Annotated in this window: 10 protein-coding genes (1 of these 10 cut by a window edge); 3 read left to right on the plus strand and 7 right to left on the minus strand. The window is 66.9% G+C overall.

The features are described 5' to 3' along the window. Positions 1-84: 84 nt before the first annotated feature. The gene (locus IPM49_06250; GenBank protein ID MBK9274127.1) at positions 85-708 is read left to right on the plus strand and encodes a hypothetical protein; all 624 of its coding nucleotides are present in this window, start codon (positions 85-87) and stop codon (positions 706-708) included. A gap of 5 nt (positions 709-713) precedes the next feature. On the opposite strand, the gene IPM49_06255 is transcribed toward IPM49_06250, so the two are convergent. From IPM49_06255 to dnaB, 6 genes are all read right to left on the minus strand, one after another. Then, positions 714-1,937: a M20/M25/M40 family metallo-hydrolase gene (locus IPM49_06255; protein ID MBK9274128.1), complete on the minus strand. Its 1,224-nt coding sequence runs from the start codon at positions 1,935-1,937 to the stop codon at positions 714-716. A gap of 8 nt (positions 1,938-1,945) precedes the next feature. After that, complete coding sequence (locus IPM49_06260; protein ID MBK9274129.1) at positions 1,946-3,940, minus strand: T9SS type A sorting domain-containing protein; 1,995 nt, start codon at positions 3,938-3,940, stop codon at positions 1,946-1,948. Positions 3,941-4,036: 96 nt separating this feature from the next. Continuing rightward, positions 4,037-4,597, minus strand: a complete 561-nt coding sequence (locus tag IPM49_06265) for a DUF5606 domain-containing protein (protein MBK9274130.1) — start codon at positions 4,595-4,597, stop codon at positions 4,037-4,039. 29 nt (positions 4,598-4,626) lie between these two features. Continuing rightward, positions 4,627-5,355 (minus strand): copper resistance protein NlpE N-terminal domain-containing protein, encoded by a 729-nt coding sequence (locus tag IPM49_06270; GenBank protein ID MBK9274131.1) that lies wholly within the window; start codon positions 5,353-5,355, stop codon positions 4,627-4,629. Further along, on the minus strand, positions 5,355-6,605 hold the full coding sequence (locus IPM49_06275) for an asparagine synthetase B (protein ID MBK9274132.1): 1,251 nt from the start codon (positions 6,603-6,605) through the stop codon (positions 5,355-5,357). Before IPM49_06275 ends, IPM49_06270 begins: the two co-directional genes overlap by 1 nt. A gap of 16 nt (positions 6,606-6,621) precedes the next feature. Beyond that, a complete protein-coding gene (gene dnaB, locus IPM49_06280) occupies positions 6,622-9,153 on the minus strand; it encodes a replicative DNA helicase (protein ID MBK9274133.1) in 2,532 nt (843 codons plus the stop codon). A 108-nt stretch (positions 9,154-9,261) separates the two neighbouring features. Between dnaB and IPM49_06285 the strand changes: the two genes are divergently transcribed. Beyond that, positions 9,262-10,620, plus strand: coding sequence for a PQQ-binding-like beta-propeller repeat protein (locus tag IPM49_06285; GenBank protein MBK9274134.1), 1,359 nt, complete (start codon positions 9,262-9,264; stop codon positions 10,618-10,620). On the opposite strand, the gene IPM49_06290 is transcribed toward IPM49_06285, so the two are convergent. Beyond that, positions 10,621-11,610 carry an acetyl-CoA carboxylase carboxyltransferase subunit alpha gene (locus IPM49_06290; protein ID MBK9274135.1) on the minus strand — a complete coding sequence of 330 codons (990 nt, stop codon included), beginning with the start codon at positions 11,608-11,610 and terminating at the stop codon, positions 10,621-10,623. A gap of 87 nt (positions 11,611-11,697) precedes the next feature. On the opposite strand from IPM49_06290, the gene ispE reads away from it, so the two are divergent. After that, a protein-coding gene (gene ispE / locus IPM49_06295; GenBank protein ID MBK9274136.1) for a 4-(cytidine 5'-diphospho)-2-C-methyl-D-erythritol kinase crosses the window boundary here: on the plus strand, positions 11,698-11,733 show its start. The gene runs 804 nt beyond the window's last position; the window shows 36 of its 840 coding nt (coding positions 1-36); the start codon lies at positions 11,698-11,700; its stop codon lies beyond the right edge, outside the window.

Consider the following 11,733-nt stretch of genomic DNA (forward strand, 5'->3'; position numbering starts at 1 on the left):
ACCGTGTCCTTGGGATCACGGGAAAGGTCCCGCAAAGGGTGGTCGAAAACCGGGGTGAGTTTCCTTTGAGCAAAATCCCACCGCATGCGCAGGACCCTGACGCTACTTGCCCTCTGCCCCACCGTGCTCCTTGCCCAGACCGTCTGGACCGTGGACGTGGGCGGCAGCACCATCGGCACCACCGACCCGTACTATGCACCGCAGAACCTGGTGATCGAGGTCGGCGACATCGTGGAATGGGAGGAAAGCTCCGGCACCCACAACGTCAACGGCAGCACCAGCACCTTCCCGAACAACCCGGTGAGCTTCTACTCCGGCACGCCGCAGAACACGCAATGGCCGTGGACCTTCACCTTCACGGTGCCGGGCTTCTACGAGTACCACTGCGACCAGCAGGGGCACGCGGCCACCCAGTTCGGCACCATCACGGTGATCGACCCCACCAACGTGCAGGAGTACAGGCAGCCCGACGCGGTGATGCTCTTCCCGGTGCCCGTACAGGACCGCCTGATGGTGTCCATCAACGGATGCACCGGTGCGCAGACCGGGCAGGTGCTCAACGCCGACGGCCGCGTGGTGCGCAGCCAGGCGCTGATGGATTCCAAGCTGAACGCCGTGGACCTGACGGGCCTGCCCGCGGGCAACTACTACCTGATGGTGCTCGGCACCGGCCGCAAGCCCATCATGAAGCCCTTCGTGAAGGAGTAAGGCGCTCAGCGCACCAGCACCAGGGGCGAGGTCACCACCTCGCCCTTCGTGTTGATGGCCCGCACCAGGTAGTGCCCGGGGGTGGCCCCGCGCAGATCGGCCTGGACCAGCGGTCGCCCGGTGGGCAGGACACCCTGGTGGAGCTGACGCACCACCCGACCGGTGAGGTCGAGCAGGTCGATGCGCCACTCCCGGTCGACCGCACCGTTCACCTGCACGTTCACCGGACCGTCCGTGGGTACAGGCCAGATGCGCAGCCCGGCGGACGGGGCCGCACCGGAGGAACCCACGCCGGTCCCGGGATCGAGCGGGATGGCCAGATGCGCCGTGGTGGCCAGGCTGAGCTTGGCCAGCTGCTCGAAGTAGGGCACGTCCATGAACTGCACCCGGTCGTTCGGCGTGTGGTATTGTGGGTTGGGGTCGTTGTCGAAATCCTCGATCACCAGGATGGCGCCGTAGTTCTCCGCCCAGAAAGAGGCGTGGTCGCTGTAGAGCGCGCCCGGTGTGTTGATGGCGATGTTGGCCCCGAGCCCGTAGAGGGTGTTCACCAGCAGGGCCGTGTCCTTGATGGCGAGCGAATTGGCCACGGCCCGCGTGTGGATGCGCATCAGCCCGTCGCCGTTGCCGTCGTAGGCGATGGCGTCCATGTTCACCGCTCCGGTGATGGTGTCGTCGTTGGCTGCGGCCACCCCGGCGTAGAAGATGCTGCCCAGCTTGCCCTGCTCCTCCTCATCCCAGAAGGCGAAGACCACGGTGTGGTCGAAGGCCATGTCGGCGAACAGGCGCGCGGCCTCCAGGGTGGCGGCCGTTCCGCTGCCATCGTCATCGGCGGCGGGCGCCGCCACAGGGCCGCCGGGCATGGCGTCGTAGTGGCTGCAGATGATCACCTTGCGGTCGGGATGCACCAACCCGGGCTTCACCGCCAGGATGTTCTCGCCCGTGCCGCCGCTGAACACCTGCACGGTGGGGGTATAGCCCCAGGCGCTCAGCTTCTGCTGCAGGTAGTCCGCCGCGATCGGGTTGCCCGTCGCGTTCTTGTGCCGGCTCACGATGGTCACCGGTCCGTTGCCCACGTCCACCGGCACCTCGCCGCTGAGCTCCTCCACATACCGCATCATGCTGTCGATGCTCGCGGCCGCGAGCATGTCGGCCACCGCGGTGTTCTGGGCCACGGCGGTCGGGAGCACCGGAAGGGCAACGGCTAGGACGAGGTATCGGAAGTGCAACATGGGCTGGGTCATTGCACGACCACGCGTTCCACGAAGGTGCGCTCGTCCGTGCGGATGGCCACCAGGTAGGTGCCCGGCCGCCCGTGCATCGGTATGACCAGCGTGCCGGAGGTCGGCAGCGGACGGGCCACCTCGCGGCCACTGGCATCGTACACCACCACTTCGCGCACACGACCCGTGAGGCCGGCCACGCGGAGCACGCCGTCGCGCACGGGGTTCGGGAACACCCGCACACCCAGGTCGGACAACCCGTCGATGCCCACCGAGAAGTCGGTGAGCTGCACCTCCTTCACCAACACCGGCTTGCGGTCGGCATTGTTGTACATGGTCTCGAAGCTGTCGATCGGCGCACTGCTGTAGCTGAACAGTTCCTGGTTCCAGCGGGCCGGCGCCGTCTGGTACCAGAAGCGCGCCACCACGTTGATGAGGCCGGTGTAGCCCGCCATGGGCACGTGGTAGTGAACGATGTCGCCACCGTTGCCCTCCACGCCCAGCGCGTCGCGGTTGAAATCGACGTCCGTGACCGGCACCCCGGCCACCACGCAGGTGTCGTAGGCGAAATGGCTGGTGGTGAAGCCCTCGGGCACCAGGCGGTTGTCCTTCAGGTGCTGGTCCGCACGCAGCAGCACGGTGGTCTTGTCGCCGTTCACATCGCCCATCACATGCTCGTAGATCTGGGCCTGGTCGGCGCTGGTGATCACATCGTGGTGCGGCTCCCAGTCGGCATCGTGGCCCACCACCTCGTAGGTGTCGTCGAAGCCCCCACTGCGGAAGAGCGTGTCCTGTCCGGTGGCATCCAGCACCAGCAGCTCCATGAAGGCGCGGCGGCTGGGATACCCGCTGGGGAACTTGTGGCCGACCAGGTTCAGCAGCGACACATCGATGAAGGCGGTGTCCGCCGTGCGGTCCACCACCGTGGCGTCCATCAGCAGGCTCTGATCCTGCAGCAGCCGCAGCGTGCGGGCGATGGTGCTGTCGAACTGGGTCTCGTTGGCCGTGAGTTCGAGCGGGCCGATGTTGTCCTTCAGCAGGCCGAGCATGAAGCTGTTGGCCCCGGCGAAGTGGTGCATGCCGAAGGGGAACCGCCGTTGAAGGAAGAGGTAGAGCGAGGAGATGACGACCGCATCATCGTTGCGTGGCACGTGGCAGCCCTGGCAGCTGATGCCGTTGGGATCGCCGATGAGGTCGTTGAAGCGGCTGTTCAGCCACTCGTGGTAGGTGGCCTGCTCCACGAACGAGCCCCCGGTGAGGTTGCCCTGCAGGTCCACCGTTTCGGTGATCAGGGTGTGGCAACCGGCGCACAGGGCGGCGCTGTTGATGTGCTCACCGAACTGCGGCTCGTAGCCCACGAAGGAGGTCATCGGCGCGCCGAACAAGGGCAGCGGGTCGTCCGGGCCGCCGTAGGGGCCGTAGAGCGGGCTGCCCAGGGTGTCGAAGCGCAGGTTCCCGCTGAAGAGCAGGCCCAGGCTGTCGGCGCTCTGGATGTGGCACCCCACGCAGCTCACCCCGTCCAGCCCGATGGGGTCCTGCTCCAGTTCGGTGATGGAATAGTGGCCGCCTCCGGTGAGGGCCTTGTCATGCCGGCCCATCGGGGCGTGGCAGCTGGTGCATTTGTCCTCGATGACCCCCTGCAGGGCGGGATTCACCAGGCCTTCATGGCTCACCTTGGCACGCCAGAAGGGGTCGCGGGCGCTGTTGGCCATCATGGAGCTGCGCCAGTCGTCCACCACGTTCACGTCCACCCCGTTGGAATCGACGCTGGCGAACTGCATGGGGTCGTGGCCATGGCAGCCCTCGCAGTTGCCGCTGGCCATGAAGTAGGTGTTCTGGCCCACGGCCAGGCCCAGGCCACCGCGGTCGGCCCCGAAGGCCGCCAATTCCTCGGCGGTGTGGTAGGCCTTGGCCACCGGCGGTCCGCCGTCGTTCCAGGCGATCAACACGGCGACGATCGCGCCCAGCGCGAGCATCACGCCAAGGCGCATCAGGGGTAGGCTTCGCATCATGTACAGGGTCCTTGCAGGTGGCCCAAGGTAGCAGGTCCCCGGGCGGTGAGGCATGACCGTGGTGGGGTCACGCTTGAGGTCCTGAGCGGATCGCGATCAGCTGCCGCGCTGGCTGCCCTTGCGCACGGTGGTGCCGGCGCTCTTGGCCTTGGTGCCGCTGCCCGGCTTGGGGGCGTTGGCCTTCTTCACCGCCACATCGGCCTTGACCGGACCCTTGCTCTTCTTGTCGCCGGCCTTCGCCTCGGCGGGCTTGTCGCCGTCCTTGGACTCTTCCTTGGCGTCGAGGGCACCGGACCTGGCGAGCTGCTCATACCAGGCGAACAACTTGCGCACGTCGCTCGGGTAGATGCGGTTGCGGTCGTGCTCCGGCAGCACCTCCCCCAGTTTCTTCCAGAGGGTCTCTTCGTCACCCTTGGGGTCCACGCTCAACTTGCCCTTCTCCTGGGCGTGCAGCTTGGCCAGCACGTCCTTCAGGGGCACATCATCGCCGGTGGTGAACATGCTGATCTCCTCCAAGGAGCTCACGCGCATGGAGGTCGGCACCGGCACCCGCTTGCCGTCGATGAGGCTTTCGGCGATGATGGCCTGGCGGGCCTGCGCCACCACGCGGAACAGACCGGACTTGCCGGCCACGGAGATGATCTTGCTGAGGTCCATGGGAAGGGTGCAAAGCTAGCCGCCCCGGATCAATAGGGGCAGGTCTCGCCGGGGAGGAAGCGGTCCCAGCGTTTGATGGTCAACAGGGTCACGGTGCCCTGATCGTCGGTGAGCGGGGTGGGTTGCATCACGCCGCCCAGTTCCACCACCAGGCCAGCGGCCGGGTCGCCCCCGGCCTTGCGGAAGCCCTCCTCGATGTCGGCCGCCTCCGGATCGAAGCGCACCAGCATCAGGCGGCCACTGTGGCACTCGCGGAAGTTCCACACGTTGGGACGGCCCTGGAAGAAGGAGCCTTTCAGCGCCTCGCCGACCGTTGGTGTCAGGTCGGCAGCCTCGCGGTGCAGGGCATAGGCCACGGTGTCCAGGGCGTCCCCACCCGCGCCATCCTGCGCCACCAACGAACCATCCGTCCGTATGGTGTAGTGCTCGACCTGTTCACCACCTGCAAGCGTGAGCTCCAGCCGGCCCTGCTCGTCCATGCGCCAACGGCCCCAGGAGCACGTGGCCTCCTCAAGTTCCCCGTTGCGTCGCTGTTGCCGCTGCACCACGCAGCCCCCGAAGGACCAGAGCTGGACATCCGTGCGGATGCCCTCACAATCGGCACAGGGAAGCACGGCCGCATAGTGGCCGGGCGCGGCGGTCGGGGCCGGGGTGGCGGCCGGCGTGGCCGAGGGCTCCTGCTTTCCGGCAGGTCCGTGGGAACAGGAGGCAAGAACGAGCACGGCGGTCAACAGGGCCGCAGGTCCATGGCGATGCATCAGGTCTTCTGCTTGCGTTTGCGGGCGGCCGGGAACAGGATGTTGTTCAGGATCAACCGGTAGCCGCTGCTGTTGGGGTGCAGGCTCAGGTCCGTCGGCGGGTCGCCCACCATGTGCTGGTAGTCCTCCGGATCGTGGCCGCCATAATAGGTCCACTGGCCCAGCGCGTATTCGCCGTGGATGTACTTCACGGTGCCCTGCGCCTTGTTCTCACCCATCACGGTGACACCGGGCTTCACCAGGCCCTTCCGGAAGGCCGTGGTCTGGCCCATGAAGCCGCGCACCACCTGCTCGTGGCTCTGGCACAGCATGGTGGGCACGATGTCCCACTTCGCGCTGAAGTCGAACAGGGTGAAGAAATCGCGCTCCTGTCCGATGCTGCCGTGGATGTCCGTGGCGTCGATGTTGCTGAACTCGTACACCATCGGGTCCACCACCAGGCGGAAGTCCTTGAAGGCGAAGCTGCGGTTGAAGTCGATCTTCTGCTGGGCCGCCGGGTCGATGGGGTCGTGGTCGAACTCCGGGGTGCAGATGTCGACGCCTTCGGCGGCCAGGGCGATGTCGTAGCTGTCCGTACCGCTGCACATGGTGAAGAGGTAGCCGCCGCCGGCCACGTAGTCGCGGATGCGGGTGGCCACGGCCAGCTTCATCTGGCTCACCTTGGCGAAGCCGAGGGAGGCGGCCATCTCCTCGCTCTCCTTCACCTGGGCGATGTACCACGGCGCGTTGCGGTAGTTGCGGTAGAACTTGCCGTACTGGCCGGTGAAGTCCTCGTGGTGCAGGTGCAGCCAGTCGTACTGCGGCAATACGCCGGCGATCACCTCGGGGTCGTAGATGCGTTCGTAGGGGATCTCCGCGTAGGTCATCACCAGGGCGACGGCATCATCCCAGGGCTGGAAGCTGGCGGGGGCGTACACGGCGATGCGGGGGGCCTTCTCCAGCTTCACCACCTCCATGTTCACCTCGGGGTCGGCGATCTCGGCCAGGATGGCGGCGGCCTGCGCGTCGGCGATCACCTGGTGGGTGACCCCGCGGATGCTGCACTCCTGCTCGATGGCGGGGATGTGGTCGATCAGGAAGCTGCCGCCGCGGTAGTTCAGCAGCCACTCCACGGTCACATCGCGCTGCAGCGTCCAATAGGCGATGCCGTAAGCCTTCAGGTGGTCGCGCTGGCTGCCGTCCATGGGGATCAACAGCCGCGAGGCCTGCAGCCCCAGGCCCGCGAAGAGGGCCAGGGCGAGGAGGAGGATCCGCGCGGGGCGGGGGTCAGAAGGGCGCTTCGTCGGCATCGTCGTTCATCCGGCTGGGTCGGGTGATGGTGCGCATGCCATCGGATCCCGTGCCACCGGCATCGAAGGCCACCGGTGTCGTCTCCAGGTCAGCGAATTTAGCCAGCTCGGGGATGAAGCGCAGCAGCACGGTGTCCAGGGCGCCGTTCCGGTGCTTGGCGATGATGCACTCGCCGATGCCGAGGGTGCTGCCGTAGTGGTCCTCGTAGATCTTGTAGTACTCCGGGCGGTACAGGAAGCAGACCAGGTCGGCGTCCTGTTCGATGGCGCCCGATTCGCGCAGGTCGCTGAGCTGCGGTCTCTTGTCGCCGCCGCGGGTCTCCACCGCACGGCTCAGCTGGCTCAGGGCGATGATGGGCACGTCCAGTTCCTTGGCGATGCTCTTGATGCTGCGGCTGATGCTGCTGATCTCCTGCTCGCGGTTGCCGCCCTTGTTGTCGGTGCCCGAGGTCATCAGCTGCAGGTAGTCGATGATGATCAGCTCCACGTTGTGCTGGCTCTTCAGGCGGCGGCATTTGGCGCGCAGTTCGAAGATGTTCAGCGCGGGCGTGTCGTCGATGAAGATGGGCGCCTTGTCCAGGCGGCTGATGTGCTGGTGCAGAAGGGCGAACTCCTGGTCGTTGAGGTCGCCCTTGCGCAGCTTCTCGGAGCTGATGCCGGCCTCGCTGGCGATCAGGCGGGTCACCAGCTGGGTGCTGCTCATCTCCAGGCTGAACACGGCCACCGCGCGCTTCTGCTCCACGGCGATGTTGCGGGCCATGCTGAGCACGAAGGCGGTGTTGTGCGTCACCGTCATATCCTCCAGCAGGAAGAGCCGGTTGCCGTCGATCTCGAAACCGTAGTAGTCGTCCTCCCGGTCGAACTCCACCCGGATGCCGGTGTGTTGATGATCCCTGGTGGGTGCGGCGACCCGGGGCTTCTTCCGCTCCACCCGGACGGGGATGCGCTGAAGGTCGCCTCCGATACGGACGCGCCAGACCTGCGAGGAGAAGCCGCGTTCCTTGATGCTGGCCGTCTTGGCCGTGATGCTGGTCTTGAACCCGAGCGAATCGGCCAGGAACTTGATCTGCCGCGCCAACCCTTCGTTCTTCTGGGTGATCTCGAAGACGTTGAACTCCTGGGCATAGTGGCCGTCGCTGTCCAGCAGACCCGCGAGCAACCTGAGGCGGTTGTCGGACGAGTTGATCAGGTACGCCTGCGGGATGTGCTTGTTCTCCAGCAGGTCCAGCGCGCGCAGGTCGGCCTGCACGCTCGGCAGATCGCGACCGCCCCGGCGGCCCTGGGTCACGGCGTCGTTGTTCGTGCGGCCCTCCTGCACATATTCCACCAGCTCGAGCTCACGATCCCGGGCCATTCCGCCCAGGTAGGCGATCACCTCCGGCTCGGTGGTGGTGATCCGCGAGCTGTAGCTGTGGCCGTCGCCCAGCCAAAGGCCCAGGAAATAGGGGTCGATGGGAAGCGCGCGCTCGGGGAACTCCACAGCCACCTTGTAGCCCTTGTAATTGCTGCGGAACTTCTCCGAACGGGAAAGCCAGTCGCGCACCTCGATGTTCAGCACCTCACCATGCACATGCCCGCCCTCGTTGCGGCTGCGCTTCAGGGAGAGGATGTGCGACTCGTTGACGCGGTAACTGATGCCGCTGTTCTGGTGCACCCAGTACATCCGTTCCCGGCCGCGCGCGAGGCTCAACACCATTCTCGGCGTGGAATCGTCGCCCATCAGCAGCTCGCCGACCAGCACATCCTCCACATTGCGCAACGAACCGTCGTACATCAGCACCTTGGTGCCCTTGCCCAGGCATTTCCCCATGCCGGGCCGCGCCGCCACGATCACCATGTCGCTGCGCTGCCAGCCCGCGGTCAGCTTGTCCAGCTTCACGAAGCCCGTGGGCACGCCGCTCACCCCGCCGGTGTTGTGCTTGGCGCTCTCGATCTGCGCGATGGCGTCCCGGATCAGGTCGCTCATCGGCTCGTAGTTGCGCTTCAGGTTGCCGCTGGTGATGCCGTAGAGGTCCTGCTCGGTCTTGTCCAGCAGGTCGAACACGTCCGCCGTCTCGTCGAAGGCGTCGCGCATCGTCTCGGCACTGATGCGGATCAGCTCGCGCAGGATGTGCTTCTGGCTGATGATGCGCGCGTGGTACTGCACGTTCGCGCTGCTCGCCACCTTGTTGGTGAGCTGGCTGATGTAGAAGGGCCCGCCCACCACGTCCAGCTCGCCGCGCTTGCGCAGCTCTTCGGTCACCGTCAGGATGTCGATGGGCTGGTCGCTGCGGAAGAGGCCCTGCACCGCGTCGAAGATGCGCTTGTGCGCCTCCACGTAGAAGCTGTCGGGGCTCAGGATGTCGATGGCCTCGTTCACCGCGTTGCGCTCCAGCATCAGCGCGCCCAGCACGGCCTGCTCCAGCTCGGGCGCCTGCGGCGGCAGTTTGCCGGCCTCCAGGGCGGGGTCGAGCAGGGACGGAGCGGTGCGGCGCCGGCGGTCGGCGCGGATCGGCGGGGTGTCGGCCATCAGGGAGCGAAGGGAAGCAGCGTGGAAGGGGGCCAAAAATAGCCGCACCGATCACCGGTCCCGTCCCGATCATCAACAACTCATCAGCCACGCACTAACATTGTGGATGTGGATGACGCGCACCGCCCATCGAACGCCTTCCGCGGGCGCGCGTGCCCGCATGCCGCCGCGCTTACGATGAAGCTGGCCGCGGTCCTGCTGCTGCTCGTCGTCACCAGCTGCCGCAAGGACGAGGACCGCGAGGGACCCTCCGTCTCCATCCTCACGCCGGGTGCGGGCGCCCAGCTGCAGATCCCCGGCGAGGTGACTGTGCGCGCGGCCGTCAGCGACGACCGGCAGGTGGCCACCGTACGCTTCGCCGTGCTCGATCCCCAGGGCATTCCGGTGGCCACCAGCCCGGCGGTCACCGTCGGTGCCGCTACCGGCGAGGTGGAACGCACCCTGGCCCTGTCCGACGAGTCCTTGCGCTCAGGCACCTACGCGATCATGGTCACCGCCAGCGACGGGGCCAACGAAAGCCGCGCCTACCGGAACCTCGCGGTGGTCGAAGCGCCGCTGCGGCTTCGGGCCCTGCACGTGGTGAGCGCCGTCGGCGGGCAGACGGCTGTGCTGCGCATCGACAGCACCGGTGCCGCGGCGCCCTTCGCCACGCTGGACCAGGACGTGCGCCACGCGGTGCTCAGCTCCCGCTCGCGTGCCCTGGTGATCGCCGGCGACGTCAGCGGACCCGTCACGGCCCTCGATGCGGAGCTGGGGACCGTCCGCTGGCAGCTGCCCAACACCAACGCGCTCGGTGGCACCTTCTTCACCGGCCTCGACCGGATCGACGACGACCGTGTGCTGGTGGCCCGCGCGGATGGCCTGCTCAGCGCCCATGCGGCCTTCAGTGGCAGCGGGTTCTTCACCGCCTCGGCGCTGGACGGCCGCTATCCGCGCCGGCACACCGTGGTCGGTGGGCGCTTGCTGAGCGAACAACCCTTAGTGGCCGGCAGCGGCCGTCGGCTGGTGCTCTACACCCCGTACACCGGCGAACTGCTCGCCGAACGTCCGCTGGACCTGGTGCTCGCCGGCTTTGCCGCGCTGGACGACGACCGCGTGCTGCTGTTCGGGGAACGCAACGGCGATGGGGTGGTGCAGGAGCTCAACGTGGAGCTCGGTGGTGGATGGGAGCCGCAGGCGCTCGTCGGACAGCCCATCCGGGCGGTGGCCTCGGCGCCGGGACAGGTGCATGCCCTGGCCACGCCCACCGGGCTGCTGCGCTACACGTACGCCAGCAACACCGTGGAGACCCTGATCGCCGGTCAGGCGGTGGATGCGGTGGCGCGCGATGCCGTGTCCGGAGCGCTGTACATCGCGGTGGCCGGGCAGGTGCAGCGGGTGGACGCCGGCAACGGGGCGGTGCTGCAAAGCTGGCCGCTCACGGGAGCGGCGGTGGCGCTCCTGCCCTTCTACAACCGGGAGCCCTGATCAGGCCTTCGCCTTGGTCCTGGAGGTGGGCCTCGCTTTCTCCACCACGCCCATGTCGCAGAACTTCTTGATGCGCCGCTCCACCAGCTTGTCGGGGTCGGTCTTGGCCAGCTTGTCCAGCCACTTCACCACCTCGGCCTTCACGGTGCGGCAGGCGCCGTCGATGTCGGCATGGGCGCCGCCCACGGGTTCGGGGATGATGCCGTCGATGAGCTTGTTGGCCAGCATGTCCTGCGCGGTGAGCTTCAGGGCCGCGGCGGCCTGCGCCTTGTAGTCCCAGCTGCGCCACAGGATGGAGCTGCACGACTCGGGCGAGATCACGCTGTACCAAGTGTTCTCCAGCATCAGCACCTTGTCGCCGATGCCGATGCCGAGCGCACCGCCGCTGGCGCCCTCGCCGATCACGATGCAGATCACGGGCACCCGCAGCCGCATCATCTCGAAGAGGTTGCGTGCGATGGCCTCGCCCTGCCCGCGCTCCTCGGCTTCCAGGCCCGGGTAGGCGCCCGGCGTGTCGATGATGGTCACCACCGGCTTGTTGAACTTCTCGGCGAGCTTCATCAGGCGCAGCGCCTTGCGGTAGCCCTCCGGGTTGGCCATGCCGAAGTTGCGGTACTGGCGCATCTTGGTGTTGATGCCCTTCTGCTGACCCACGAACATCACCGACCGGCCGTTCAGCAGGCCGAAACCGCCCACCATCGCCTTGTCGTCCTTCACGGTGCGGTCGCCGTGCAGCTCCACGAAGCTGCCGTCGGTGATCACGTCGATGTACTTCAGCGTGTAGGGCCGGTCCGGATGGCGGCTCACCTGCACCCGCTCCCACGGGCTCAGGTTGGCGTAGATCTCCCGCCGGGTGTCGGCGAGCTTCTTCTCCAGGTCGCGCAGGGTGGGCTGCACGTCCACCGCGCTCTGCGCCGCCACCTCCTTCAACTTCTCGATCTGCTCGATGATGTTCTGGATGGGCTTCTCGAACTCCAGGAAGGTCTGCATACCGATGGCTTGAAGGGGCGAAAATAGGTGGAGCGCGCGGCGGTGGTGCGGAAGGCCCGCCGACCGGGAAATCGGACCTTTGCGGCCATGCTGGTCTTCCCCTGCGCCAAGATCAACCTGGGC

The organism is Flavobacteriales bacterium (genome assembly GCA_016715895.1).
Lineage (GTDB): Bacteria > Bacteroidota > Bacteroidia > Flavobacteriales_F > PHOS-HE28 > PHOS-HE28.